Origin of the sequence: Halorussus salinisoli, assembly GCA_005239435.1 — an archaeon.
Taxonomy (GTDB): Archaea; Halobacteriota; Halobacteria; order Halobacteriales; family Haladaptataceae; genus Halorussus; species Halorussus salinisoli.
In genome coordinates this window covers 16150-41273 of the sequence record SZNP01000004.1, presented here as the reverse complement: position 1 = coordinate 41273, position 25124 = coordinate 16150, and the positions used below count along the sequence as shown (strand labels likewise).

At 60.8% G+C, this 25124-nt stretch carries 27 protein-coding genes and 3 pseudogenes; 21 read left to right on the top strand and 9 right to left on the bottom strand.

The annotated features are described in order from the left end of the window. Nucleotides 1-128: 128 nt before the first annotated feature. Nucleotides 129-1280 (bottom strand): MFS transporter, encoded by a 1152-nt coding sequence (locus E2484_RS11580; RefSeq protein WP_321112498.1) that lies wholly within the window; start codon nucleotides 1278-1280, stop codon nucleotides 129-131. Between the two features lie 207 nt (nucleotides 1281-1487). Between E2484_RS11580 and E2484_RS11575 the strand changes: the two genes are divergently transcribed. The 5 genes and pseudogenes from E2484_RS11575 to E2484_RS11560 all read left to right on the top strand — a co-directional run bounded on the left by E2484_RS11575 (nucleotide 1488) and on the right by E2484_RS11560 (nucleotide 4666). Next, nucleotides 1488-1859 (top strand): cyclophilin-like fold protein, encoded by a 372-nt coding sequence (locus E2484_RS11575; RefSeq protein WP_137285397.1) that lies wholly within the window; start codon nucleotides 1488-1490, stop codon nucleotides 1857-1859. A 58-nt stretch (nucleotides 1860-1917) separates the two neighbouring features. Next, nucleotides 1918-2934 (top strand): haloacid dehalogenase-like hydrolase, encoded by a 1017-nt coding sequence (locus E2484_RS11570; protein ID WP_137285396.1) that lies wholly within the window; start codon nucleotides 1918-1920, stop codon nucleotides 2932-2934. 235 nt (nucleotides 2935-3169) lie between these two features. Then, nucleotides 3170-3637: pseudogene (locus E2484_RS26000) on the top strand (hypothetical protein); the annotation flags it as partial. Further along, nucleotides 3614-3817: pseudogene (locus E2484_RS25995) on the top strand (DUF2267 domain-containing protein); the annotation flags it as partial. The pseudogenes E2484_RS26000 and E2484_RS25995, both read left to right, overlap by 24 nt. 120 nt (nucleotides 3818-3937) lie before the next feature. Next, entirely contained in the window at nucleotides 3938-4666 is a 729-nt protein-coding gene (locus E2484_RS11560) for a meso-2,3-butanediol dehydrogenase (RefSeq protein ID WP_137285395.1), read from the top strand. Nucleotides 4667-4813: 147 nt separating this feature from the next. Here E2484_RS11560 and E2484_RS11555 read toward each other — a convergent pair whose 3' ends face one another. The 3 genes from E2484_RS11555 to E2484_RS24940 form a co-directional block, all read right to left on the bottom strand. Further along, nucleotides 4814-7405, bottom strand: coding sequence for a calcium-translocating P-type ATPase, PMCA-type (locus tag E2484_RS11555; RefSeq protein WP_137285394.1), 2592 nt, complete (start codon nucleotides 7403-7405; stop codon nucleotides 4814-4816). A gap of 154 nt (nucleotides 7406-7559) precedes the next feature. Beyond that, nucleotides 7560-8549 (bottom strand): sodium:calcium antiporter, encoded by a 990-nt coding sequence (locus tag E2484_RS11550; protein ID WP_137285393.1) that lies wholly within the window; start codon nucleotides 8547-8549, stop codon nucleotides 7560-7562. Nucleotide 8550: 1 nt separating this feature from the next. Then, a complete protein-coding gene (locus E2484_RS24940) occupies nucleotides 8551-8724 on the bottom strand; it encodes a hypothetical protein (RefSeq protein WP_170977316.1) in 174 nt (57 codons plus the stop codon). A 203-nt stretch (nucleotides 8725-8927) separates the two neighbouring features. On the opposite strand from E2484_RS24940, the gene E2484_RS11545 reads away from it, so the two are divergent. Continuing rightward, complete coding sequence (locus tag E2484_RS11545; RefSeq protein ID WP_321112490.1) at nucleotides 8928-9344, top strand: universal stress protein; 417 nt, start codon at nucleotides 8928-8930, stop codon at nucleotides 9342-9344. 136 nt (nucleotides 9345-9480) lie between these two features. On the opposite strand, the gene E2484_RS11540 is transcribed toward E2484_RS11545, so the two are convergent. Further along, nucleotides 9481-10374, bottom strand: a complete 894-nt coding sequence (locus tag E2484_RS11540) for a universal stress protein (protein ID WP_137285921.1) — start codon at nucleotides 10372-10374, stop codon at nucleotides 9481-9483. 99 nt (nucleotides 10375-10473) lie between these two features. Here E2484_RS11540 and E2484_RS25990 point away from each other — a divergent pair. The 11 genes and pseudogenes from E2484_RS25990 to E2484_RS11485 all read left to right on the top strand — a co-directional run. Further along, a pseudogene (locus E2484_RS25990) lies at nucleotides 10474-10587 on the top strand (DUF2267 domain-containing protein); the annotation flags it as partial. Nucleotides 10588-10940: 353 nt separating this feature from the next. Next, nucleotides 10941-11729, top strand: a complete 789-nt coding sequence (locus E2484_RS11530) for a Na+/H+ antiporter subunit E (protein WP_170977315.1) — start codon at nucleotides 10941-10943, stop codon at nucleotides 11727-11729. Beyond that, complete coding sequence (locus E2484_RS11525) at nucleotides 11726-12019, top strand: monovalent cation/H+ antiporter complex subunit F (RefSeq protein ID WP_394347907.1); 294 nt, start codon at nucleotides 11726-11728, stop codon at nucleotides 12017-12019. Before E2484_RS11530 ends, E2484_RS11525 begins: the two co-directional genes overlap by 4 nt. After that, nucleotides 12016-12333, top strand: a complete 318-nt coding sequence (mnhG, locus tag E2484_RS11520; protein WP_137285391.1) for a monovalent cation/H(+) antiporter subunit G — start codon at nucleotides 12016-12018, stop codon at nucleotides 12331-12333. The genes E2484_RS11525 and mnhG overlap by 4 nt, the downstream gene beginning before the upstream one ends. Next, nucleotides 12330-12866 carry a DUF4040 domain-containing protein gene (locus E2484_RS11515; RefSeq protein ID WP_137285390.1) on the top strand — a complete coding sequence of 179 codons (537 nt, stop codon included), beginning with the start codon at nucleotides 12330-12332 and terminating at the stop codon, nucleotides 12864-12866. Before mnhG ends, E2484_RS11515 begins: the two co-directional genes overlap by 4 nt. Nucleotides 12867-12868: 2 nt before the next feature. Then, nucleotides 12869-13312: an MnhB domain-containing protein gene (locus E2484_RS11510; RefSeq protein WP_321112484.1), complete on the top strand. Its 444-nt coding sequence runs from the start codon at nucleotides 12869-12871 to the stop codon at nucleotides 13310-13312. Next, entirely contained in the window at nucleotides 13309-13716 is a 408-nt protein-coding gene (locus tag E2484_RS11505) for a cation:proton antiporter subunit C (RefSeq protein WP_137285388.1), read from the top strand. Before E2484_RS11510 ends, E2484_RS11505 begins: the two co-directional genes overlap by 4 nt. After that, nucleotides 13709-15172, top strand: coding sequence for a proton-conducting transporter transmembrane domain-containing protein (locus E2484_RS11500; protein ID WP_137285387.1), 1464 nt, complete (start codon nucleotides 13709-13711; stop codon nucleotides 15170-15172). Before E2484_RS11505 ends, E2484_RS11500 begins: the two co-directional genes overlap by 8 nt. Further along, complete coding sequence (locus E2484_RS11495) at nucleotides 15169-16704, top strand: complex I subunit 5 family protein (RefSeq protein ID WP_137285386.1); 1536 nt, start codon at nucleotides 15169-15171, stop codon at nucleotides 16702-16704. Before E2484_RS11500 ends, E2484_RS11495 begins: the two co-directional genes overlap by 4 nt. Next, nucleotides 16701-18425, top strand: coding sequence for a proton-conducting transporter transmembrane domain-containing protein (locus tag E2484_RS11490; RefSeq protein ID WP_137285385.1), 1725 nt, complete (start codon nucleotides 16701-16703; stop codon nucleotides 18423-18425). The genes E2484_RS11495 and E2484_RS11490 overlap by 4 nt, the downstream gene beginning before the upstream one ends. Before the next feature lie 56 nt (nucleotides 18426-18481). Beyond that, the gene (locus E2484_RS11485; protein ID WP_137285384.1) at nucleotides 18482-18865 is read left to right on the top strand and encodes a hypothetical protein; all 384 of its coding nucleotides are present in this window, start codon (nucleotides 18482-18484) and stop codon (nucleotides 18863-18865) included. A gap of 115 nt (nucleotides 18866-18980) precedes the next feature. Here the strand turns inward: E2484_RS11485 and E2484_RS11480 are convergent, their stop codons facing one another. The 3 genes from E2484_RS11480 to E2484_RS11470 all read right to left on the bottom strand — a co-directional run bounded on the left by E2484_RS11480 (nucleotide 18981) and on the right by E2484_RS11470 (nucleotide 21222). Further along, complete coding sequence (locus E2484_RS11480) at nucleotides 18981-19541, bottom strand: APC family permease (protein WP_321112644.1); 561 nt, start codon at nucleotides 19539-19541, stop codon at nucleotides 18981-18983. Nucleotides 19542-19594: 53 nt separating this feature from the next. Further along, nucleotides 19595-20110, bottom strand: a complete 516-nt coding sequence (locus E2484_RS11475) for an APC family permease (RefSeq protein WP_321112643.1) — start codon at nucleotides 20108-20110, stop codon at nucleotides 19595-19597. Nucleotides 20111-20364: 254 nt separating this feature from the next. Further along, nucleotides 20365-21222: a universal stress protein gene (locus E2484_RS11470; protein WP_137285381.1), complete on the bottom strand. Its 858-nt coding sequence runs from the start codon at nucleotides 21220-21222 to the stop codon at nucleotides 20365-20367. A 352-nt stretch (nucleotides 21223-21574) separates the two neighbouring features. Between E2484_RS11470 and E2484_RS11465 the strand changes: the two genes are divergently transcribed. From E2484_RS11465 to E2484_RS11450, 4 genes are all read left to right on the top strand, one after another. Continuing rightward, complete coding sequence (locus E2484_RS11465) at nucleotides 21575-22015, top strand: TRAM domain-containing protein (RefSeq protein ID WP_137285380.1); 441 nt, start codon at nucleotides 21575-21577, stop codon at nucleotides 22013-22015. Between the two features lie 374 nt (nucleotides 22016-22389). Beyond that, nucleotides 22390-22818, top strand: a complete 429-nt coding sequence (locus tag E2484_RS11460; RefSeq protein ID WP_137285379.1) for a helix-turn-helix domain-containing protein — start codon at nucleotides 22390-22392, stop codon at nucleotides 22816-22818. Nucleotides 22819-22898: 80 nt separating this feature from the next. Beyond that, nucleotides 22899-23381 carry a hypothetical protein gene (locus E2484_RS11455; RefSeq protein ID WP_321112476.1) on the top strand — a complete coding sequence of 161 codons (483 nt, stop codon included), beginning with the start codon at nucleotides 22899-22901 and terminating at the stop codon, nucleotides 23379-23381. A gap of 144 nt (nucleotides 23382-23525) precedes the next feature. Then, nucleotides 23526-24746, top strand: coding sequence for an NAD(P)/FAD-dependent oxidoreductase (locus E2484_RS11450; RefSeq protein ID WP_137285378.1), 1221 nt, complete (start codon nucleotides 23526-23528; stop codon nucleotides 24744-24746). 29 nt (nucleotides 24747-24775) lie between these two features. Here E2484_RS11450 and E2484_RS11445 read toward each other — a convergent pair whose 3' ends face one another. Beyond that, nucleotides 24776-25012 (bottom strand): VOC family protein, encoded by a 237-nt coding sequence (locus E2484_RS11445; RefSeq protein WP_137285377.1) that lies wholly within the window; start codon nucleotides 25010-25012, stop codon nucleotides 24776-24778. Between the last annotated feature and the right edge of the window lie 112 nt (nucleotides 25013-25124).

Here is a 25124-nt window from a genome sequence, read left to right as displayed (position 1 = left end):
GTAGGGCGGGGTAGTTCACGCGGGTCAGACGTCGGCGGTGAGTGCTACAGGCGACGTCCGAGCACAAATCGGACGTCGGTCCTCTTCCGCCAACTGTAGAGAGACACCTTGCAACGGGCGCAGGCCGTCTACGTCGGCTCCCTGCCGGGGCGCTTCGGCAAATACACGAACAATGCGGTCGCCACGGCAGTCACTCCCGCCAAGAGGAAGAATGCTTCGTCGAACAGGCCGCGATCCGAGAGGACCCCCACGACGACAGCCCCGGTCGAACTCACCAAGAAGAAGCCTGTTCGCAGGAGCCCCCAGACGGCCCCCATCCTCTCGTCAGGCAGGGCCTCAAGGACGTATGCGTTTGCCACCGGGGCGACTGCGAGCCGCGAGGCCAGCACGACAAGCAAGCCGACGAGCGCCGGGACGCCGTGAACGACCGGCAGCGCGGCGAGCGTGAAGATGCCGACGAACGCGACGCCGACAAGGACGGCCCGCGTCCCGACTCGATCCGCTGCGCTGCCGCCCACCAATTGGAAGCCAGCGCCAGCGACGAACAGCACCGCAAAGAGGGCCCCCGCCATTTGCTGGGAGAGTCCCTTCTCCTGCACCAGATACGTCGGCAGAAACGCCGTCAGCGCTTGGAATGTGAACAGCATCAGTGTCAGGCCGACGACACCAATTCCGATTGCGCGGTCAGCGAGTGCGACTCGAAGCGGACCAAGTATGCGGTGGTGCGAGTACTCGGGCTCGCCGTCGGCATCTGCCGTCGCCGCTGGCATCACCCACCATGTTCCGACGCCCGTGGCGAGAAACAACGGCACCGACAGCCCGACAGTCAACCGCCATCCGATCTCGAGAGTGAGAACGCTGGCGAGAAACGGGAGGGCGGCCGAGCCAACGCTCCCAGCGGCGAGCGTGATACCGAACGCGCGTCCCGGATTCGGCGAAAAGAGATTCGAGAGCGCGATACCGCGGGACGTGCCGAACAAGCCGGTTCCCAACCCGAACAGCCCGGCGGCAACCACGAACACAGAGAAGACCGGCGCCCCGCTGATGGCTCCGAGACTGCCCCCGGCGAGTACGAGGCTCACACTCAGGAGCCTGCGTTCGCCGAGCCGGTCGACGAGTACGCCGGCCGGAAACTGCATGATCGCGTAGCCCGCCCAGATGACCGTGATGGCAAGCCCGGCGGTCGCGTTATTGATCGCGAACGCCACTTTGATAGAGGGCAAAATTGCAGGGAGCACGAACCGTAGTCCGAGGGTGAGAAACCAGCCGAATGCGATCACGGCCAGCGCTCCGGTCTGTGTCTCGGCCGCTCCGCTTCGGACCGCCCCGAGTGAACGCACTGTGTCTCTATGCTCGGCGCTGTACGATAAGAAGCATGGGAATCCGGAACCGGCGCACCGGACACGGCCACGCGCCATCGGAACACGGAACTGCGCGCCAGTCGCGTCCGCAGTACCTTTACGGGTGCCTGTGGCGTCTGCACGATCATGGCAGACCTCCGGATCGCGGTCGGTGATGTCACGTGCACTGCCTCGTGGACCGACGACGCACCGGCCACACGCGACGCACTCGCGGCCGCCCTGCCGGTCGCGGGTGACGCAACGCGCTGGGGCGACGAACTGTACTTCTCGGTCCCAGTTGACATGCCCGCCGAGAACGCCCGCGAGACCGTTCCGGTCGGCGCAGTCGCATACTGGCCCCCTGGGAACGCCCTGTGCCTGTTCTGGGGCCCGACGCCCGCGAGCACCGACGACCAGCCCCGCGCCGCCTCGCCGGTGACCGTGGTGGCCGAACTCGAGGATCCCAGCCCGCTCGAAGGCGTTGCCGGCGAGGCGTATGTCCGGGTCGAAGCTGCGTGACCATGTCCGCGAGTATGACCGACTCCGTACCGCTCTCCCATCCCAGTAGAGGGCCGTCATGACTGTCACAGAGGAGCCCGCAGACGATCGTGATCCGCTCGCGTACGAGGCAGGTGATCGCATCGGCGTTTGTCTCGACATCGACGGCACCGTCTACCGGTCTGGGTCCGTCTTCATCGAGACGCTCGCGTTCCTCCCGTACGCCGACAGCATCACGCTCTCGCCCAGAGAGCGACGCTACCGCCGCACCGCGCTGACGGCCGTCGCCGACTACCACGGTGGCCTCGCGGCGACAGCCAAATGGCAGGGCGTCCTGACGGGCCTCGATGCCCTGCGCGTCGCCGGGGCTGACCACCTGTCAGAGACAATTCTTACGACGCTTGCTCGACACCAGGCGGACCGCCCGACCGGACGCGAGGGCCAGACCGCGTCGCGAACACTGCCCGCCTCGGACATGGGCGACTACCAGGCGATGCGAGCGACCGTCCTCGAGGCGTACGGCGCCCTCCTCCGCGGCAAACGGCGGGCCGACGTGGCGGACGCGGTGGCCGAGGTGGTCGCATCCCGTTGTCCCGTCGATGCGCAGCTCCGTACGACCCTCGACCGGCTGGCACGGCACGACGACACCGACCTCTATCTGGTCACCGATGGCCCCGAACACATTGCGACCGCGTACGCGCGGCAAGTGAGTGGTGCCGCGCAAGTAATCGGGACCGCCTATGATGTGCGGTCGGAGCGGTACACCGGCAATTTCGACCGCGTCGACAAAGGGCAGACAGTCGAACGCCTGCGGGCTGCCCACGGCTGGACGTACATTGTGGCGGCTGGCGACGCCCCGGTGGACGTGGCGATGGCGCGCGACGCGAACCTCTTTCTCGCGGTCGACGGGCAAAGCAATCTCTCACGGCGACAGCTAGGCCTCGACGCGGTGCCGGTTCCCGACTCAGAAGCCGACCTCCGTAGCCAGCTCACCCCGGCGCGAAACGCCGTGCACGTCCCGCACGAAACGACGTTCGAGCGGGCGTTACGGACTGCACTCGGGGCGGTCGGCATCGCGCTCGACCAGGACGAGTAGGAGGTTGGGATTGCGCCCCTAACGAGTGCGACGCCTCCCGAGTCCAAAGGGATGTTCGGGAACGCGTTCACAACGTCAGTTGCCTCGCCGGTCAGCCAGCACTCGCGAAGGGTTCCCGCACAAACGCCGACAGTACCTCGTAATTCTCATGAATCGATACTTCCGTGAAACGTCGTTTCGAGTGCAGTATCTAGGACGTCGATCGCCTCTTCGATTTCGTCTTTCTCTATGCAGAGCGGCGGTGCTCCTTCCACAGGTTTACGGCCAAGACTTGCTGACGCTCGTGGTTGCCGTCCCCGCCCTGGCCGCGTCGTTGTACTTTGCCGTTCGCGGGTCGCTCCGGGGATACGTCGTCTGGCTCGGGGTGACGGGGTATCTGCTCTACACCTACGCGTCCTACGCGTTTATGACCGCATTCAACGGGCTGTATCTGGTATACACCACATTGCTCTGGTTAACGCTGTTCACGTTCGTCGGCGGAATGGTTCGACTAGACGCAGATGCACTCAAGTAATCAATCAGGGAAACTTCGGTCCGGATACACGTCGGGTTCCATCTGTTATTGGCCGTACTAATCGCATCGCTGTGGCTCTCGGAAATCCTCCCAGCGACCTTCGCGGGAAAGACACCGCCGAGTATCGCGGAAGCCGGACTTCCGACGTCGGTCATCTACTCGTTCGATTTCGTTAGTACAGTAGTACCGGAATCCGATTTCTGGCAGTTACGGGACCAGCTCCCGGAAAGCGAAGACGACGCGGATTGGGGGAAGTTGTTCGAGGTAACCGACGCCGGTGGCTGGGGCGAGGCGCAGGAGAAACAGACCGGGGGAGATCCGCAACCCGACGCCGAAAGCGAGGCTGGTGCGGAAGATCCGTCCGAGTGATCTCGGCGAATCGGTGGTGTCATCCGAGCACACAGAATGACCGATTTCTCAAGGAATACCACACTCCTGAAACTCATCCCGATGTTTTAGACGTCGGAAAGAGTATTGTGGATGGCTTCCATGCTTGATAACAAGGTCGCAATCGTTACTGGCGGATCGACAGGGATCGGCAAAGCAACTGCTGCGAAGTACAAAGAGTACGGTGCCGAGGTCGTTATCGCAAATCGGTCGGCTGATGCAGGAGAAGAAGCGGCCGAGGAACTCGGTTGTGACTTCACCCAATGTGACGTCGCAGAGTACGAGCAGGTCGAAGCGCTCGTCGAGGCAACCGTCGAGAAGTACGACCAGTTGGATGTGATGGTGAACAACGCGGGGATTGGCCGCGTCGGGACGGTCGAGGAGATGTCGCTCGACGACTGGCACGACGTGATGCGGATCAATCTGAACGGCGTCATGCACGGGACGCGGGCAGCGATGCCACACCTGAAGGAGTCCGAGGGGAGCATCGTCAACATCGCATCAATCTACGGGCTCGTTGCTGGCCCGGGAGCGACTGCCTATGCGACGGCCAAAGGCGGCATCGTCAACTTCACGCGGTCGGTCGCTGTCGATTACGCCAAACAGAACGTGCGAGTTAACAGCATTTGTCCGGGATTCGTCGACACGCCGATGACCGAACCCGCCTTCGGCCAGGAGGAGTTCTACGAATACGTCCACGGCCAGACACCGATGGGACGGGTAGCACAACCAGAAGAGATCGCTGGCCTGGCAATGTTCCTCGTCTCCGACGAGGCCTCGTATATCACAGGCGCGAACATCCCCGTCGACGGTGGGTGGACAGCACAGTGACGGGCAGCCCGAATAGCTATTTCGTCGTGGTTCAAGTCATTCTCTGTGGGTTCTCACCTGCAATTACGAGGGCAATTGGAAACCGGACGTATGCGAGTATAATGAACTCCGATTCCCAACTGAACTCGAGGTCTACCACTGGCTTTCTTATTCCTCAGGGGGAGTCTTCACCGGAGATCTCGTCGAGGGGAGATATCGTTTGATTGTAGAACCGATGGCGAGGTATGCGGGGAGGCCGATGACGAGTACAGCGCCAATGATTCCCCAGTCTTCGAGCTCAAGTGGTACTGTTCCGAAGTGTTGATTGACCGGGGTATACAATACGCCAAGCTGTAGTAAAATCGACAGCCCAACCGCGAGTGCGAGCCACCGATTCGAGAACGTCGGGGTTTCGCGGAGCCAGCGGATGACGTACAGTTTCTCGAACTCGAGGAAGACGAAGCCCGTGAACACCATCGTCATCGCGTACGGCGTAATCGCGGCCGCTCCACTGAGCACATAGAACATCAACCCGAGCATGAGCACGGTCGATACTGTCCCGGCACCCCCGATGAGTCCGAGCATGGGACGTCCGATAATGCCCCTGTCGGGATCGCGCGGCGGTCGCTCCATCACGTCGCCGCTCTGCGGGTCCGCACCCAGCGCCAGCGCGGGCAACCCGTCGGTGAGCAGATTGATCCACAGCAGTTGGACCGCCGGGAGCACGAGATAGCCGTACAGCGACGCGAGAAAGACGAGCGCGACTTCCGCCACGTTCGCACTAAGCAGGAAGGCGACGAACTTCCAGAGGTTGTCGAAGATGGCTCGACCGCGTTCGATTGCCCGCTCGATGGTGGCGTAGTTGTCGTCCAGCAGGACCATATCGCTTGCGTGTTTGGCCACGTCGGTCCCTCGGACGCCCATTGCGACCCCGACGTCAGCGTTCTTCAGCGCTGGCGCGTCATTGACGCCGTCACCCGTCATTGCGACGACGTGGCCGTTCTCCTTGAGCGCCTGCAAGATGCGCACTTTGTGTTCGGGAGACGTACGAGCGAACACGTTGACCTCCTCGACCCGTTCTGACAGCTCCTCGTCGTCCAGCTGGTCAAGCTCACGCCCCTCTATCACCTCCTGTTCCATTCCGAGCGACCCCGCGATAGCGGCGGCCGTGCGGACGTTGTCGCCGGTGATCATCTTCACGTCGATCCCGGCCCGCTCGGTCGCCGCGAGAGCGTCGGCGACCTCCGTTCGTGGCGGGTCGATCATCCCGACGAGTCCGACGAACACCAGGTCGTCCTCCAAGTTCTCCGGGTCCTCCGTGTAGGCGATCGCGAGCACGCGGAGGGCCTCGTCGGCGAACGTCCGGACTTGTTCGTGGACGCGGTCGGCTGCCTCCGGGGTGAGATCGGTCGGTCCGTCGTCGGTGAACACGCGAGAGGACTTCGAGAGGACGACCTCCGGGGCGCCCTTGACGTACCCTGCGTCGCCGTGGACGGTTCCCATCCACTTCTGCTCGGAAGAGAACGGAAACTCGTCGGTTCGGGGGTGCTCCTCGCGGAGAGCCTCGACGTCAATTCCGTGATCTTCGGCCGCCTCGACCAGCGCCTGCTCGGTCGGATCGCCCTCCTCGGCGGTGGCGTCGTTGCAGAGCGCTCCAGCCCGCAACAGGAGGTCGATGCGGTCGGACGGGGGTTCACCGGCAGTTTCGGCGAGTTCGACGACAGCGTCGTTTACCCACACCCGGCTGATGGTCATCTGTCCCTCGGTGAGCGTCCCGGTTTTGTCGGTGCAGATGACATCTACCGAGCCGAGTGCCTCGACGGCGGGAAGGCGGCGAACGAGCGCGTTCTCCTCGGCCATCGTCCGCACTCCCAGTGCGAGGGTCAGCGTCACCACGGCCGGCAGTCCCTCGGGGATGGCGGCGACGGCCAGCGACACCGCGGTGAGCCCCGCTTCTACGGGTGGCGTGTCCTGAACCAGCAACAGCGGGATTACGAGCGCGGCGAGTGCGAACACACCGAGACCGAGCCGACGGCCGAGCTCGTCCAGTTCCTCCTGGAGCGGTGTCTGTGTCTCTTCAGTAGCCGCAAGCTCTCGTGCAATCGAACCGACCTCTGTGTCCATCCCGGTCGCAGTGACAACGGCGACTGCCCTGCCGCGCGTGACATTCGTGCTATTGAATACCATGCTCTCACGCTCGGCGAGTGGTGTATCGGAATCGACTGGTTCGGGCGACTTCAAGACTGGCGCACTCTCGCCGGTGAGTGCCGCCTCATCAACTTCGAGGTCGATATCTTCGAGTAGCCGTCCGTCCGCGGGGACGACGTCGCCACTCTCCAGTTCGATCACGTCGCCGGGAACGAGTTCGGTCGCGTCAATCTCGATAGTCGTTCCGTCCCGGCGGACGGTCGCCGTTGGCGCAGTCATTTCACGGAGCGCTTCGAGACTCTGCTCGGCGCGGTAATCCTGGACAAATCCGAAGACACCGTTCACGACGACGATGACGACGATAAGAACGGCATCGACGGTGTGGCCGGCCCAGGCCGAGAGCACAGCTGCCGCCACCAGAACCCAGATGAGCACGCTGTTGAACTGCGCAACGAAGATCGCTACCGGCGTTCGCTCGCTGGCCTGAACGACCTCGTTCTCGCCGTATTCCGCGAGCCGTTGCTGGGCCTCCCCTGAAGTGAGTCCCTCCCTGGAGGTATCGTGGGCCTCCAGAACCGCTTCGGCCGAACGGCTGTGCGGGCGGTCGTTCATTACCGGATGTTCACTCCCGTCACACTTGGGAATTGTCGGAGAGACTCTGCCGACAGTATCGTCGACGAACGAGCTTGAACTATCATTACCTGTCGGGAACGTTGGTTTGAAGCGCGAGTACCGACCCGGGTAAGCCACAGCAGTTGGTGGCGGACTACTGCCCTGGGAACAACAGCAGGCGCCCGACCACGAATACGAAATACAATCCCAACAGATAGCCTCCCTCCGTCCGCGTGAGTTCTCCGTCTTTCACGTACAGCGTCCACCCGAGCAACCCAGCACCAGTCACGAGTTTGAACGGGAGGTCCCAGAGGATGACGGCCGATGGGACGTAGTAGGTGGAGATTGCGCCACCGATGCCGATGCCGACGAGGGGGTTGACGATGTTGCTCCCGACGAGTGTTCCGAGCGCGACGTTTGGTGACCGCCGACGGATAGCGTCCATCACGGCCGTCAACTCTGGCAGCGCGGCGGCCACGCCGATGGTCACGATTCCGACCATTGACCCACCGAGAGCAAGCATGTCGATGACCCCCTCGAGGACCGACAGCATGAGCGATGCAGAGAGCAGAACCAGGACGAGCAGACCTATTGCGACGACCGCATCTCTGCGAGGATTGACGCTCGGCGGTTCTCGAAGCGTCTGCGTCCGCTCCCGACGGGTGACACTTGCCCCGACATACACGAGGTAGAGAGCTAGGAACAGGACCCCGTCCAGCCGGCTGATAGTTCCATCCCAGGCGAGAACTATCGTCACGACGAACACGCCTAGCATAGGCAGGTAGATCTCGCGGACGAACGTTCCGGTGAGGTCGAGACTGCCGTACCCGATGAGGAGGATTCCGACAAGAAGAAGCTGCTGGACGGTCGAAGAGCCGGTGTTACCGCCGATGACGACGGCGGACGTAGTCTGGTAATCCAGAGTCCCGGAGAGGATTCCCAGTGATGCGATGAAATGGGAACTTATCTCCGGCAAGCTCGTTCCCACGGCGAGAATGGTCATTCCGACGAGTACCTCGTCGACATCGTAGTACTCGGCGAGCGCCAGCAGCCGGTCGATCGCACGACTCGCCGCAGTCACGAGGGTGTACAGCGCAACCGCGCCGATAGAGACCAGGGACACCAACTCACCCGAGACCGGCATGTCAGCGCTCGGCCAGCCAGGTATCGTCCCATTGTCGTTCGTAGTCGGGGTCGAACTGCTCCGCGGTCCAGACCGGACAATTCTCGCACTCCCAGATCCTGTAGACTGATCCATCCCGGGTCACTACGCCGACAGACGCCCAGGCGTGGCGCTCGCAGGTTTCAGCCTCGGACATGCGTGGGCGACAGGTCGGCCGACACCAAGAAAAACGTATCTATCGTCCTCCATGATTTGCTGTGTCCCTCGTACTCGTAGTTCCCGTTAGTCTCCAGCCTCAACTGAATGACTTGGACTCGGCTAGTCATCTCAGTCAAATGATGCCTGTATCGTTGGTTGTAGGAAAACTACCAAGCCACAAAATACGAGTACATTTAATGATTGATACCAAGTAGAGAGTCCCATGGACGTCCTCGTCCGGTAGATGGGTCGGACTGTAGCTTCCGTGCATTAGAGTTTGCTACTGAATTCGTACGACGATACGAGGGAACGCTTCACGTCGTACACATCACGGACTATCAGGGAAAGGAAACGAGTGAAGTCCTCAAACGAGCTGAAGAAGTTGTAGCCGATGCTGGCCTCAAAGACGAGCCGGAAATCGTCACGAGTCTCCGGCTGTCGGAGCCTGGCTACGCTAATCGTGTCGGAAAGGACATCCTGCGTCTTGTTGAAGAGCGGGAATACGACCACGTCATTATGGGCCACCATGGAACTGGTCGGATCGGTCGTGTGCTCATTGGAAGCGCCGCAGAGACCGTCGTTCGTGCTGCCGAAGTCCCGTCCACTATCATACCATAATTGGCGTGCTGAAATAGGCCCCTTGCGAAAATAGAAGCAAGCGTACTCTACGGCGTTGCGGACGAAACCGCGTGGTTGACTGTGAGAACATGAAATCTGTCCTATACAGGGCGACACCAGAACCAAATAGAGTGCGTCACGAGCGTTTTACGACCAGTACTGGAACGTCAACTGTCCGAAGCACGGTTGAGGCGACACTTCCGATAAGTTGACGCTTGAGATCCGATCGGCCGTGAGATCCCACTATGACGAGATCGACCTCGTTTTCCTCGATGTACTCACGGACACCGGCAGCGGCCCCCTCGAACGACGCCGTCCGTTCGACGGCAGTCTCCACAGTCAGATCGGGGGCAGATTCCTCGATTTTGTTTGCAACGCTGTCAATGGCCTCTTGCCCTCTCGCGTTGAGCCGTTCGAGGAACTCTTTTTCGAGACCCCCCGCGTTGAACATGCCACCTGCGGCCTGAAGATCCACGACGTTCAAAACGTGCACGTCTGAACCATAGCGCTGCGCGATGGCTGTTCCATGGGGAATCGCCACTTCGGCGTTTTCGCTGCCATCCGTCGTAATAAGGATTCGTGAATAATCGGCCTCTATCTCACCATCGTCGTCCCCGCCTGAGACGACGAACACGGGGATGTCGCTTCGATGGAGGACCTGCTCGGTAACGCCGCCCAAGAGACGCCGACCGAGTCCGGTCAATCCCTGTCTCCCGATGACGATGAGGTCTGCGTCCTGCTCGTTCGCATACTCGCTAATTTGGACAGCGGGCCTTCCTTCGGTCAGTTTCGTGGTAACAGGATGGCCGAGTTCTGACGCAAGGTTCTCGATTTCTGTGAGGGTCTCCTCACCACGTTCTCGTAGCTGGGTTTTCTCGTCGGACGTTTCTGTGAGTCGGAGTGCTTTTCGTTCGACGACAGAAAGCACGTTGACGGTCGCGTCGAAGACCTGAGCGAGTTGGAGACCACGTCGTGCTGCTCGCTTCGCTTCGCTGCTCCCGTCCACAGCGATCACAATCCGGTCATACATTCTGGGTTCTATTTGGGAGGCTACTCTCTTCATCGTTTGGCAGAGTGATTTCGACGGGCGAGATGTTACGAGCTTGTCCCGTAGTTCACGGAGCAATTCATGAATCTCGATAACATCACTGGCGGGGTACAGCACCGTCTCGAACTCCCGGGAACCGGCGAAGCGGTTCGCGCGATCCGGGCGACGCTGATATCCCTAGGCCAGCGAATGCCCGGGGTGCGGTTACCGCTTCGGAAACAAGCTCGTCCATCCAGTCCTCTCGGCAACCCGGTTCTGTCATCTGTGCGAACATCAATTGTGACGTGCGACGACGATATACGACAGTAATTCGATAATAGAGTCAGAAACCTAATCACCAACGCGAAAGATACACAAGACAACCGATGACACAGGAAGCGGGACAGCGACCTATATTTCTCGTCGTCGTCGAACCAGACAAATCGTCGGTCGGGACGGTCGAATACGCGCTCCGCAAGGCGAGGGACTCACGAGCCGAGCTCGGCGGCGTGATCGATTTCGCTGTACTGATAGTTAGCCGCTTAGACGATGGGTCAGCCGGTTCCGAGGTGGAATCGCGCCTCGAACGGACGATCGAAACCTTCGACGGAAAGGAACTTCGGACGAGGGTCGACACCGTACGACTACACGGGAGCGATTCGGCCAGTCAAACGGAGGCTGTACTGGAGTACATCGGTGATCAGAACATCTCGCGTCTCATCGTGCAGGCCGACACTCGACTGTCGGTAGAACGACTTCGTGAGCGGATTGGCGTATCTCGTCTCGAACTCGCTCCCGCCGAAGTCACTTGGGAACGGCGGCGACTGATCCATTCCGGTGGACTTCGCCGCCTCGGCGCGATATTCGGTTTCACGTACCTGTTCTATCTTGCCATCGGCGGATTCGTGGGCGGATTGGATTTCCTGACGGGTGCGGTCAGCGCCGGCGTCACGGCGGCGGCGCTCTTTCGTATCGCGTTCAGCGAGGAACCGACGCTGGCTCGAACGGGGCGGCGACTCGGTCGCTTCGTCGCCTTTCTCCCGGTGCTCCACTGGGAGATAGCGAAAGCGAACGTCGCCATTGCCTACGTCATCCTCCACCCGCGATTACCGATCGACCCGTCGATGAGGACTGTCGAGACGGACACCCGGGAGGGACTCGAGCGGATGGTACTGGCCAGTAGTATCACGCTCACGCCGGGAACGTTGGTGGTCGATGTCCACGAACGGGAGTTCACCGTTCACTCGCTGACCGCCGGTGCCCGGGGCGACCAGATCGGAGGACGCCTCCAGAGACTCGTCACCTGGGTATTCCGCGGCGGTGGCGTGACGGATACCGACGGAGGTGACGACCCGTGATCGGAGTTGGGGAGGGATCACTCGTCTCGACGGCGTTACTCGCGACTGCGGTCGTTCTCGTGGCGCTCACACTCCTCTTGGTGTATCGGGCCGCGGTAGGACCGACGACACAGGACAGGGTCGTCGCAATCAACGCCATCGGCACGACGACTGTCGTCGTCATCGCACTGGTGGCGGGGGCGCTCGACGAGCCCGGGTTTCTCGACATCGCGCTGGTGTACGCGATGCTGAACTTCATGTTGAGTCTCGGCGTCGCCAGGTTCTCGGTCGAACGCGGGGGGATGCTGTGACACCAATCGAACTGGCGGTCGTCGCGCTAGCCGCTGGGAGCGTGTTCTTCTCACTCGTAGCGGCGGTCGGCATCGTTCGCCTGCCGGACGTGTACGCCCGAGCACACGCGACGTCGAAGAGCGACACGATGGGGACTGGGCTCGCCCTAACGGCCGTCGCCGTCGTGCTAGACTCCGGCATCGCACGCCTCAAACTCGGGCTCCTCATCGCATTCGTGTTACTCACGAACCCGGTGGCCGCTCACGCGATCACGAGGTCGGCCCACTTTCAGGGAATCCCCCACTGGGAACTCGAGGCGGAGGAGGACGAATGAACGGGCTCCTCTTGGCGCAGGTGTTGACTGTCTTCCTGATTGTCGTCGCCTTGGTGGTGGCGTCGCTACGGGACGTCCTCGCGGCGACGATAGTGTTTGCGGCGTACAGCCTCGGAATGGCAATCGTCTGGGTAACGCTCCGGGCACCGGACGTCGCCCTGACGGAGGCGGCCGTCGGTGCGGGCGTCACGACGTCGCTATTTCTCGTTACCATCGCCAAGACCGGACGGTCGGTCGGCGACACAATAGTGACTCGGGAGGTCGATCCCAAATCGGTAATCGGCGTCGTGGCGATTCTCGCTCTAATCGGATCGACAATTCCCTCGCTCCCCGCCGTTGGATCACCAGACGCTCCACCGTTCCAGCGGATTTCCCCGTATTATCTCCAGCAGTCCGTCCCGCAGTTCGGTATCGAGAACGTCGTGACGGCGATCCTCGCTGGCTACCGTGCGTTCGATACGTTCGGTGAGGTCACGGTCGTGTTCGCAGCGGGGCTGTCGGTGCTCGTCGTCTTCCGGAAGGAGGTGCTCTGAGCGTGCGCGAAGACCGCCAGACCGAGAGCGTCGTCGTCACAAAGACGGTTCGACTGATCGCGCCGTTCGTCTTTACGTTCGGCCTGTTCACGATGTTCCACGGAGCGAAAAGTGCCGGTGGCGGGTTCCAGGGCGGCACGGTCGTCGCATCGGTAGTTGTTACGATAGCGTTCGCGTTCGGCATCGATCAGACCGGTCAGTGGCTCAACCAGACCGTCCTCACAGCCTTCACAGTCCTCGGCGTTGCCGTTTTCGCAGTCGTCGGCATCGTGACGGCTGTCTACGGCGGGACGTTCCTCGAGTTCACCGCCTATCCAGGAAGTAAGGGGGCACTCTACGCCATCGAACTGGTCGAAGTGGGCATCGGAGTGACCGTGGCTGCGACCATCGTCATCCTGTTTTTCGAGATATCTGGCGGGTTCGACGCGGAGGGGGAGTACGAGTGATCGATCTGTTCCTCGCCCGGCTCAACTACGTGGGGTTCGTGGTCCTCGTCGGAGTCGGTTTGTTCGTTCTCATCGACGACGACAACCTCGTCAAGAAAGTGATCGGGCTCAACGTTTTCCAGACTGGCGTTTTGTTGTTTTTCATCACCACCGGGTACCGCACCGGCGGGTCACCGCCTATCGTCGAACCCGGCGGAGGACCGTACGCCAATCCGCTCCCGCAGGTCCTCGTGCTCACCGCTATCGTCGTCGGCGTGAGCGTCACGGCGGTCGCGCTCGCGCTCGTCGTCCGCATCCACCGCGAGTACGGTACGCTCCGGGAAGACGTTCTCAGGGAGGGACGAATCGACGAATCACGGAACGGACCAGACGGCGAATCACAGGGAGGGTCGGCCGATGAGTGAAGTCCTTGCCGCACTCGTCGCGGTCCCGATTAGCGCGGCCGTCCTGCCGCCGATCGTTGGCCGAATCTTCGAGGATAGCGGCTGGCCGATTGCGACGGCCGCCCTCGTAATCCAGACGGCGCTCGCGGGCTATCTCGGCGTGCTCGTCGTCAAGGGCGGAACGCTCTCCTACGGGGTCGGTGGATTCACACCACCGGTAGGTATCGAACTGGTTGCGGACGGGCTTTCGGCTCCGTTCGTACTTCTCGTGGCAGTCGTTTCGGTCGCGCTCACAGCGTACACGCGGATCGGCGGTCCGCGGTCGAATCCTTTCTACAGCCTCTATCTCCTGCTGGTCGCCGGACTGACGGGAGTCTGTGTCACCGGCGACGTGTTCAACCTGTACGTCTTCCTCGAAATCAGCGGCCTCGCCGCTTACGCATTGGTCGCCCGCGCCTCCGGCGGACGGGCCGCGCTCGCCGCGCTCAAATACCTCTTGCTCGGAACAGTCGGCGCGACCCTGTACCTGCTCGGGGTCGGGTACCTATACGTCGCAACCGGGACGCTGAACATGGTCGACCTCGCCACACATCTTCCCCGGGAATCAACGCTGACACTCGCCGCGTTCGCGTTTATCGGCGTCGGACTGGCGGTCAAGATGGCGCTGTATCCGTTGCACGTCTGGCAGCCCGACGCATACGAGCACGCGCCGGCGGCGGTGAGCGTGCTTCTCTCGGCGCTCGTCTCGACGGTCGCCGGATACGCGCTGATCAGGCTGGTCTTCGGAGTGTTCACAGTTCGATTTTTCGCTGTCCATCCGATTGTTGACGAGGTGATTCTGCTTCTCGCGGGAGTAAGCGTCATCGCCGGGGGCGTCCTCGCGTCCAGGCAGTCGTCGGTGAAGCGTATCTTCGCGTACTCGTCGGTCGCACAGTTCGGACTCGCCACCGTGGGGATCGGACTTGGAACCGTTCCGGCAGTCGTCGGTGCCGTCGTCCAGTTGCTCGGCCACGCGGTGATGAAGGGCGGCCTGTTCGCGGCCGCCGGCGTCGTCGCGTCTCGGACCGGGGCCGCTTCCGTAGAGGAGTACGCGGGGTTGGGACAGCGAGCCCCGTGGGCCAGCGGCTCGCTCGCGGTGATCGGCCTCGGTATGGTCGGCATTCCGCCGACGGTAGGGTTCGTGGCGAAGTGGTACATCGCCGTGGGTGCTATCGAGGCCGGATCGTGGTCGATGCTGGTACTGGTCCTCGTGAGTACGCTCCTCTCGCTCACGTACTTCGGAACGCTGGTCCAACAGCTCTACGTGCGTGATGACCGGAATATCGGGACGGAGAGGAATGTCTCCGAAAGGCACGCCTCTTTCGGCATGCGTGCCGTAGCCGTCGGTGCAGCGGTAGCGACCGTCGGGCTCGGGTTCGCCGCCATCGGAATCGCTTCGCTCGTCGAACCGACCGTCACCGCACTCGTAGAATCATGACAGAAGTATCGTCACTGCTGCCGATTGTCGCCGTGGGCGCGTCGGCAGTCGCGGTCCCGCTGATCCTGGTAAGTCGGGCGCGGCCGAACGTCCGCGAGTCGTGGACGATCGCCTCCGCGCTCGTGAAGTTCGCCGTCGTGCTCGCGCTCGTTCGGGGCAGTCTCCGGGGCGTCACCTATACGACACCTGACGCGACGTTCCTCCCGGGAGCAACGCTCACGCTCCGGGTTGACGCGCTCGGAGCGCTTTTCGCACTGCTGGCGAGCGGACTCTGGATCGTGGCGAGCCTCTACAGCGTCGGATATGTGCGTAGCCTAGACGAAAAGTACCAGACGCGGTACTTCGCCGCCTTCGCGGCGAGTCTGAGCACCGCTGTCGGTGTCGCGTTCGCGGGGAACCTGCTCACGCTGTTCGTGTTCTATGAACTACTCACGATTGCCACGTATCCGCTCGTCGTCCACAAGCGGACCGAGACGGCCCGAAAGGCGGGTCACAAGTACGTCCTCTATACGCTCGGCGGCGGAGTCGCCGTCCTCGCCGGTACCCTCCTCGTTCACGCGCTCGCCGGTACCACTGGCTTCACCCCCGGCGGGCTCGGAGGGGCCCTGACCACGGAGCCGTTACTCGCTCGCGCCGCGTTCGCACTGCTGATCGCGGGCTTCGGAGTCAAGGCGGCGCTGATGCCGCTCCACGGCTGGCTGCCCGACGCGATGGTCGCCCCTACGCCGGTGTCGGGACTACTCCACGCCGTCGCAGTAGTCAAAAGCGGCGTGTTCGGCATCGCCCGCGTCGTCCTCTACGTGTTCGGCTCGGATAGCGTCAAGACGCTCGGCGTGGGTCTCCCGCTGGCGGCTATCGCGGCCGTCACCATGTTAATCGCCGCCGTCCTCGCGTTGCGACAGGACCGGCTGAAGCGCGGTCTGGCTTACTCCACGGTGAGTCAGCTCTCGTACATCGTGATCGGCCTCGCTGTACTGACGCCGGCAGCCGTCCGTGGCGCGCTGTTACACCTCTCTGCGCACGCGTTCATGAAGATCGTCCTGTTCTTCTGTGCGGGGGTCATCTACGTTGAGACGCACGTCGAACGTATCGACGAGCTACAGGGAATCGGGCGTCGCTTGCCGGTGACGATGACGGCGTTCGGCATTGCGAGCGCTGGCCTGATTGGGCTCCCGCTGGTCGCGGGGTTCGTCAGCAAGTGGCATCTACTGGTCGGGCTGTTCATGAGCGACTACCCGGTGTTCGGAGCCGCACTCCTCGTCGCGGGACTCTTCAAACTCCTGTTCTTCTGGCCGATCCTTGCCGAGGCCTTCTTCACCGACTCGCAACCCGCGGACGCAGGAGCGAGCGGGTCTCTTCATACCGATGGCGGTCACGACCGGGAGTCTCGGGCGTGGCGAGTCGAAACGGACTGGCGACTGCTCGTTCCGGTCGCAGTCGCGGTCGCCGTCGCCGTTGTGTACGGGATCGTTCCGACCGAACTCCCGTTCTATGACCTCGCAGTACAGGTCGTGGAGGTGACGGTCGGATGAGCGTGCCCCTCACCGGTCTCGCTCTAGACGCTCTCACGACCGTGCCGCCGGCGATCGCCCTGTTCGGGCTCGCCGTCGCCGTGGTGATACTCCCGCGGCGCGTCGGGCACGCCGTCGCCGCCGCTGTGGCAATCGGAACGTGTGGCTGGCTGCTCGCTGTCCCGGCGGGAACGTACGTCCGAACGTCGCTGTTCGGTTTCGAGGTGGTGCTGTTCAGCGTTGACGTCTATTCGCGTCTCCTCGCGGTCGCGTTCGGGTTCATCGCTGCCGCGGGGACCGGATACCTATTTGCAACCGGTGGGGACCGACGTCAGACGGCGTACGCGCTGGCGTACGTCGGTTCGGGGATGGGCGCCGCCGTCGCGGGCGACTGGCTGACGCTCGTCGTCTTCTGGGAACTGATGGCAGTATGGGCGACTGTCCTCGTCTGGCACCGGTCGAGCGACTGGAGTGTCGGTACCCGATACGCCATCTATCACGAGATCGGCGGTCTCGCGTTGATGGCCGGCGTCCTGCTCCACTACGCCGAGGTCGGTACATTCCTGTACGGTGACGGGATCACCGCGGGACTCCCGGCGACGTTCGCGGCCCTCGGTATCGGAATCAACGCTGGCTTCGTCGGCCTGCATGTCTGGCTCGTCGATACGTACCCGCGGACGCACGTCGCAACGAGCGTCGTCCTCGCTGCAATCACCACGAAGGTCGGTGCCTACTCAATCGTCCGCGCATTTCCCGATGGACACGTCGTCCTAGCGTACGTCGGCGGCGCGATGGTACTGTTCGGCGTCACGCTCGCCATTCTCCAGACGGACATGCGTCGGTTGCTCAGTTATCACATCGTTTCACAGGTAGGGTATATGGTCGCGGGATTCGGAATCGGAGCGGCGCTCGCTGACGCGGGAGCGCTCGCACACCTCGTCAACAACATCTTGTACAAGAGCCTCCTGTTCATGGTCGCTGGCGTCGTGATCCACCGTACGGGTGAGGAGAGCCTGAAGAAAATTGGCGGCCTCGGGCGAGCGATGCCTCTCACCGCGGGCGTGTTCCTCGTCGCGGCGCTGTCTATCGCGGGCGTTCCGGGATTCAACGGATTTGTTAGCAAAGGGATGGTCCTCGACGGAGTCGAGAAAGCAGGCTTTGATGTCCTCTGGTACGCCCTCCTCTTCGGCGGCGTCGGGACCGTCGTCTCCTTCTCGAAATTCGGCTATTACGCTTTCCTTCGGGGTGAGTCAGAGACGGAATACACCGATCTGCGATCGATCGAACTCGGGGTCCTCGGGAGCGTCGCTGCACTGTGTGTCCTCTTCGGGATGGTCCCGACGCTCCTGTTCGGACTACTACCGGCGGAGGGGGTCGTCAGCGCGAAACCCTTTGCGGGCAAGCAGTTTCTGAAGGCTGGGGGTGTGACCGCGGCGGGCGTCGTCGCATTTTTCGTTATTCGAACCCGCCTGAGCCATGTCACGCCCGTCGCCGATCTCGATATCGTCTATCACCCGGTCGGCCGACGTCTTGTGGCGGTAAGCGTCGCGGGCGCGGGAGCTGTGGAAGACGGCATCAACCGCGTCGGCGAGCGGATACGAGAAAGCCTCCGGTCGATTCTCGTCGCTCCCACCGGGCGGGACGGGAGTGCGCTCTCGACGTCTACCAGTCAGTCTATCGGCGTCGGAGTCCTCGCAGTTGTCCTCGTTCTCGTCCTCCTGTTGGCGGTGTTCGTCATATGACATTGGAATCGGTATCACGTCACACTATTTTTGACGACCGAGAAACTAAACACCGTATGGCCAAGTTCGATTTCGACGACTTAGTCTCCTTCCTCCGAGAACAGTACGGCGAAGACCTGCGATGGGTTGTGAACTACAACAGCAAGAGCTACGATTACCGGTTCCACCACGTTCGGAAGGACCTAGAAGGGGACCTTAAGGGTATACAGCTCGATTACGTAATTCACCGCTCATTGGCAGTCTACAACAAGCGACACGCGGAAGGGGTGTATTTCCATCTCGGCGAGTCCGATTACCTCATCGTGAACTACGAGCGGGGAAAGGCGATTCACCTCTTCCTAGACGATAAGCGCGGTGTCACGATCATGCTCGAACCGGACGTAGCCGCCACCCTTCCCGACTTCATCGATGCGTGCAAGGATAGGATCGAACTGGCCTGAGAACTCGAAACGTGCCTCGATCCAATTGTTCTCGTCGGCGTCTAGTATATTTCGGCCTGTTGAAAGCGCCCGAAGCTACTGGAGTCCACGGGAGAAGAGGAGAACTCGTCGGGCTTTATAGGAGCACCTGGAACAGATAGAAGGTAATCAACCCTAGGCTTGATACCAAGCCGACGAGTGCCGTAATCGAGAAATATCCAATGTTTAGCGGGGCCCGATATCCGCTGTCTCGCGGTTCACCTGCGTACCGGAGTTTCAGGAGGGATAGGTTCACGATGATGAACACGGCCAACAGAGCCAGGTTCGCTAGTCCGGCGACGAATCCGAGATCGCCGACCAATGCGAACGGAATCGTGACGGCTGCGACCAGTAAGACCGCCACGTACGGCGTCTTCCGATTCGAATGTACCCGAGCGAATACCGAGGGGAACGAATTGTATTCCTCCTTCGAGACGCCGTAGACGACGCGTGACGTCGAAATGAGTACGATTAACACGGTGTTCGCCGTCGCAAACAGCGCGATCGCAGAGAGGACGACGAACGCTCCTTCACCCCATCCCGCGAGCGCAACTTCGGCCAGCGGGGCTGGCGATTCGCCTAACACCTGCCAGTCTACGAGCCCGAGTTCAGAGAGTCTGACCAGCATGTAGACGACCGTCGAGAGGACGATCGAGATGCCGATGGCTCACGGAATCGTCTTTGATGGATTCTTCATCTCCTCGGCGATGTTCACCAGTGATTCGACCCCACGTAGGCGAAAAACAACAGAAAGGTCGCACTGAGAACGCCAGTCGTCCCTTGACTGAACTGGCCAAATTCGACCGTATCCCACGACCCGATTCCGAGGGCGATGATGAATAGGAGGCCAACGATCTCGATTGCGGTGAACAGCAAGTTCACCTTCGCGGAGGTCTCGATGCCCCAGAAGTTGATGATCGACATCACGACGAGGAGGCCGACTGCCATGGGCACAATCGAGAGGGGAACAAAGGCAGCGAGGTAGCCACCGAACGCGAGTACGACCGCTGCCGCGGAGATGATTCCGGTGAGTACGCGGAGGAGTGCCGTGACTTCCGAGAGCCGTTTGTTCCTGAACGCGGCCCACGCGTAGAGATACTCGCCTTCACCCTTCGGATAGCGTGACGCGAGTTCGGCGTAACTCAAGCCCGTGAAGGTAGCGACGCCGGAAGCAAGCACAAAGGAGACGATGATCGATTCACCGGTTTCTGCGACCGCCTCGCCCAGGATGGCGTAGATTCACGCCCCGAGAATGAGACCAACGCCATAGACCGACGCTTCGAGCAGACCCACTGCTCGTTTGATCTCAGCCATCATCAGGGATAACAGGCCTTCTTGGAAAAGAATGAGGCCTCGAATTGCAGCAATTCACCACTAGGAGCGGATGACTCGAGCCCTGGACTTCGATTAGAGGGTGTTTTCTATGGAAACTCGACGTTCATAAATGCTATCTCGAGAGGTAGACCACATAGCTCCCAGAACTACGTTGGTTGCCGAACCGTCATCACAGGCACCGGTGACGTACGCACTGTTTTCTCAGTGACGCTCCCGAGGAGATATCGCTCGATGCCACTGCGTCCGTGAGTGCCCATCACGACCAGATCGATATCGTGCTCCTCGACGTAGGAAAGAATCCCTCGATAGGGATTCCGGTGTTCTATCGCAGTTTCGACCGCAGACACCGACGCTTCGGTAGCTTGCTCCTCGATGGACTCTACCGCCGACTGTGCCGATTCTTCGAGTGCGTCGAGGATTGCCCCTGACCAGACGTCAACTCCCATCGCCATCGTATCGATGACGGAGAGTGCGTGTACGCGGGCATCGTAGGTGTGGGCGATATCGACGGCAGGGCCGACAGCGGCCTCAGCTCCCTCACTTCCGTCAGTTGGCACTAATATGTCGGTGTAGGGGTAGGTAACCTCACCGCAGCCTTCAGCTTTGACCGTCAGCACTGGCACGTCCGAGAGCCGAACGACCTTCTCGGTGACACTCCCGAGCAAATACCGTTCGACGCCGGTTCGCCCGTGAGTTCCCATCACGATGAGATCGATTCCTTGATCCTTTGCATACTGTAGAATTGCTGTATGGGGGACGTCGGTGTGAACGGCTTCTTTGGTCTTGACTCCAGTCATAGACAACTTCGCGCAGGTTCGTTCTGCAATTTCAGATCGCTCCTCTTTGAGTTGGTCGTACTGTGGGGCGTTTTCGAGCGCGCGCGGATCGACGACGCAGAGTGCGTGAACGGTCGCATCATACCGTGTCGCCAGGTCCTCGGCGTACTCGGCGGCCACCTCTGCACAGGGACTGCCGTCCGTGGGGACGAGGATGTCGTCGAACATCGTTAGACAGTATTCCGTTTGGTCGCCGACCTCATCAAGGGTTGGTGGCTGATTACTCGACATATAGAGGTTCAAGGTTCTTCGAAGAATCCGGTGAGTCGAGGTTGCCTAAGTGGCAATGAACATATGTTTTATAAGGGTCGGCATTGAGAATCAGCCTGTCATCAGTTCAGACCGGGAAATGGTGTGAGGAGTTCCGGTAATTTGGTCGGTTTGATGTGGCCAGTTGGGTTGGCCTCTCACTGCACTCTATTGCATGCCGATCTCTACGTAGTTGTCGGAATCTACGAGAGACTAGTATCCGGTAGACTCAAGGTATCCTGGTTGGCTCCTTCCACATAGCGATTCACGAATGGATATTCCCGACAATTTGCTCTGTATCTTCAGTGCTGAAGTTGACGAGCAGCAAGATTCCTACGTCATTGAGATCCCGAAGCACGAAATAACGAACGGGAATCTTACACCCGGTGAGGTCTACCGCACGGCACTCCTCGCTACTACAGCCGGCGAACCCAACGGCCGCTCTCCGGAGGCCCAATCGAAGCACAAAGCCAAAATTGAACCAAGACAGGAGGGAGACGCGTCTGGGCCACCGGTCGAGGAAGGTGATGTCCGCGAGGTCGACATTGATGATATCGGGGATGAAGGGGATGGCATTACCCGTGTTGAGCGGGGCTATGTGATTATTGTGCCCGATGCAGACAAAGGCGATCGAGTCACTATCGAGATCACCAATGTCAAACAAAACGTCGCTTTCAGTGAGATTGTAAAACGAGAGGAGTATTTCGAGTAGGGTAACACGATTCGATTGCAAGGACTTTGAGCGAGAAGATTGCGACGAATAGCCACACTCCAGACCAGAGGTGACACACGTGTTCCTAGCAGACGGTGAATGGGTCACCTGAGAGGGGCTGAATCCCAACAGAAGCTATCCACTCTACTGGAATCGCCTTTTCTACGAAATCGTGAGCATCGAGAGTGATGCATCATGGGTGGAAGAGCAACGGCCTCACAAGGCCCTCGACGCGGTCAAGGCAAACCACGGAAGTCGACGGACAACTCTCGCCTGTAATCAGAGAGCCTAAAAGTATCTTGCCAGAGGGGGCTAAGAGAAAAAGTCAGACAGAAATAATTGTATTTTTGTACCAGGACAATGCCCATACGTATATGGCCAAACTCTCCAATGTAGCGGTTGACGATCTGCACGCGGCGGTCGAACGCGTCTCGACCGGGAAAGCCGCAAAACGGCTGATGATCGCGCTCGCGTATAAAGACGGCGTCACTGTGGACACATTAAGTGAGCGGTACGATATTCCACGGTCGACCGTGTATTACTGGCTCGACCGCTTCGAGGAGCTGTCGATCGACGAGGCCATCAAGGATGACGATCGGCCGGGACGACCGTCAGCCTTGACGCCCGACGAAAGGGAGCAACTTCAAGCCGAGTTAGTCCAGTCACCAGCCGCATTTGGGTTTGACGCTGCGGCATGGACAACGGAGCTCATACGTGATCATATCGAGGAACAGTACGGTGTGACATACTCGTATGGCCACATCCGGCGACTCCGTCGCGCGTTCGAGACCGAGTCTGCCTAACGACTGCCGCGGTTTTGAGTAGCAACCTGTTCTTCTCCAACTATTTATGTTTAAAAGCACGTCTAGGTCGGATGTCTGCAATGGATACTTGGCTGCCGTTACGTGAGGAGTCATCATTGGAGATGCCCACATTCCGAGTCAGAGAGTCCGCTCGCGAGTTCAAGCGCCAATGGGAGTCACATGCCTTGGACCCTCGCCTCTCCGACCTCTTCGCTCAGTTGACGTACGTTGAACAGCCGCTGGCACGCGACAACGCGTTCACTGAAGAGACCAGAGACGTGCTCGAGAGCTGGGACGATGCACCGCCCTTCATCATCGACGAGTCAGACGGTCGCATCGATAGCGCCAAAACCGCCTTAGAGTACGGATACGAGGGGACGAGTCACAAGAACTGCAAGGGGATTTTCAAAGGGATAGCGAACGCATGTCTAATTGCTCATCGCAACCGGACAGAGGGCGACCGTGAATACGTGCTGACCGCTGTCGCGTCGAACTGTTCTTCGAGGACCGACTGCGAGACAAACAGCGAGGTCCGACCACACATAGCCACCTGTAGATACTGAACAGTAATAGTTGCTGGCTCCCGGACCGTGTGACCGAAGAATGCCTCTCCATTCGACAACGGCACTATTGTTGATGTGCCAACAGAATGGGCGAGTGTTTTTCCGGCCGAGGAGCGAACTATCGCTCCACAACTCAATACGAGGATGCCTACACCAAGATACGTCATTGTCGGCGGTGGAATCGTTGGCGCGAGCGTCGCCTATCACCTGAGCGAACGGACTGACGATCCGATCACTGTTTACGAGCGCACTGACCTGGCCTCAGAGACGACGTCCAAGTCGACTGCGATGATCGGGATCGGCGGTCCTGACCCACATTCTCGATTGAAACACTACGGGTTCCGCCTCTACAATGAGTTCTTCGCTGAGCCAGCGGCCTCTCCCCGATACCGGCAGGCGGGCCGACTCAGAGTGGCGACCTCCCCAAGTGGTGCAACGACGCTTGAACGACTCGCTGCTGACGAGTCCGAGCAAGCGGTGGCCTGTGAGTCGGTCAGGTCCAGTCCTGGGATATTCGGAGATGGTCTTATGGAGTACATTCCGGGCGACGAAGTGCGGAAATCGCTTCTCATCCCGCCCCTCAACACAGACATCGTCGACGGGGCGCTGTATCGCCCCCGGTATGGCTACATCCAGGGTGACAGCCGAACGCTCGGGCCGCGGGACTTGGCCTTCGAGTTCATTGAGCGTGCTAAAGAAAATGGCGTGACGTTCGAGACGAACACCACGGTCACGGATATCCGAACCAACGGCGACCGCGTGACGGGCGTCACAACGGATGAGACCGACACCGTTGACGCCGACGAAGTAGTTTGTGCCGCCGGCCCGTGGAACGCCCAGTTGGCCGAGACCGTTGGACTGGACCTCCCCGTCGAACACGTGCTGTCGCCAGTGTTTGCCCTGGAACTCGACCGCCCGTTCCCGTACACGCTGCCCGCCATCAAATCCCACGAGTCGTCCGTCGGCCTCCACCGGAAGCGGGACGACGTGGTCCTCGTCACGTACACGCCGGGCGAGAATGACGGGGCCACCAGGTACGACCCCGAGACGGTCGGTGACACCGCTCCCGATGCGGTTCGCCGGACGGCACTTGAGTGGGCCGAGCGGTTGGTGCCACAACTCCACGATGCAGAACTCGTGGACGAATGGGTAGGTGTCGGGACGAGTACACCGGACGGCAATCCGATCGTGGGCTGGACCCCTCTCGAGGGGCTGTCCGTGGCGGTCACCATGAGCGGTATTCAATTGGCGCCCGCTGTGGGCTCAATTGTCGCTCGACAACTCGTTGCGGGTGATCCGACCGAGTTCTATGACGACGTCTCCATTTCACGGTTCGATGGGTACACCGACGCCACCAACTGCTGAGGATAACTAAAGGAAAACGCCAGAGGACGCTACTCCCCCTCAATTCGGTCAAACGTTCCTGACACCGGGCGATAGATCCGGTCCCGGCTGGTGCCCTCGGCCTGTTCGACGTACGACTGGTCGTCGAACCCCAGGACGGCCATATGAGTGACACCCTTGTCGTGGACACCGCCGTAGTCCGGGGTCAGACCGAGGCGGTCGAACTCGGCGGTGATCTCGTCGAGGTCGTGCCACGCAAACGGCACGTGATCGAGCGTAAGGTGCATGCGACACAGAGCGCGCGCCAGTACAAAGAACGCTCGGGCGTGGGCTCGGCGCTTGAGGCGCTGCGGGACACAGCGAGTGGTCCACCGCCTACCGTGGGTGTTCAAGCACGAC

Coding starts and splice junctions, on each gene's coding strand:
- E2484_RS11550 (WP_137285393.1), bottom strand. CDS start 8,549: ATGCCGGTCTCGGGTGAGTTGGTGTCCCTGGTCTCTATCGGCGCGGTT.
- E2484_RS11455 (WP_321112476.1), top strand. CDS start 22,899: ATGGATACTTGGCTGCCGTTACGTGAGGAGTCATCATTGGAGATGCCC.
- E2484_RS24940 (WP_170977316.1), bottom strand. CDS start 8,724: ATGTCCGAGGCTGAAACCTGCGAGCGCCACGCCTGGGCGTCTGTCGGC.
- E2484_RS11560 (WP_137285395.1), top strand. CDS start 3,938: ATGCTTGATAACAAGGTCGCAATCGTTACTGGCGGATCGACAGGGATC.
- E2484_RS11470 (WP_137285381.1), bottom strand. CDS start 21,222: ATGTTCGACGACATCCTCGTCCCCACGGACGGCAGTCCCTGTGCAGAG.
- E2484_RS11445 (WP_137285377.1), bottom strand. CDS start 25,012: ATGCACCTTACGCTCGATCACGTGCCGTTTGCGTGGCACGACCTCGAC.
- E2484_RS11540 (WP_137285921.1), bottom strand. CDS start 10,374: ATGTATGACCGGATTGTGATCGCTGTGGACGGGAGCAGCGAAGCGAAG.
- E2484_RS11495 (WP_137285386.1), top strand. CDS start 15,169: ATGACAGAAGTATCGTCACTGCTGCCGATTGTCGCCGTGGGCGCGTCG.
- E2484_RS11450 (WP_137285378.1), top strand. CDS start 23,526: ATGCCTACACCAAGATACGTCATTGTCGGCGGTGGAATCGTTGGCGCG.
- E2484_RS11515 (WP_137285390.1), top strand. CDS start 12,330: ATGAACGGGCTCCTCTTGGCGCAGGTGTTGACTGTCTTCCTGATTGTC.
- E2484_RS11570 (WP_137285396.1), top strand. CDS start 1,918: ATGACTGTCACAGAGGAGCCCGCAGACGATCGTGATCCGCTCGCGTAC.
- E2484_RS11490 (WP_137285385.1), top strand. CDS start 16,701: ATGAGCGTGCCCCTCACCGGTCTCGCTCTAGACGCTCTCACGACCGTG.
- E2484_RS11485 (WP_137285384.1), top strand. CDS start 18,482: ATGGCCAAGTTCGATTTCGACGACTTAGTCTCCTTCCTCCGAGAACAG.
- E2484_RS11555 (WP_137285394.1), bottom strand. CDS start 7,405: ATGAACGACCGCCCGCACAGCCGTTCGGCCGAAGCGGTTCTGGAGGCC.
- E2484_RS11465 (WP_137285380.1), top strand. CDS start 21,575: ATGGATATTCCCGACAATTTGCTCTGTATCTTCAGTGCTGAAGTTGAC.
- E2484_RS11575 (WP_137285397.1), top strand. CDS start 1,488: ATGGCAGACCTCCGGATCGCGGTCGGTGATGTCACGTGCACTGCCTCG.
- E2484_RS11460 (WP_137285379.1), top strand. CDS start 22,390: ATGGCCAAACTCTCCAATGTAGCGGTTGACGATCTGCACGCGGCGGTC.
- E2484_RS11500 (WP_137285387.1), top strand. CDS start 13,709: ATGAGTGAAGTCCTTGCCGCACTCGTCGCGGTCCCGATTAGCGCGGCC.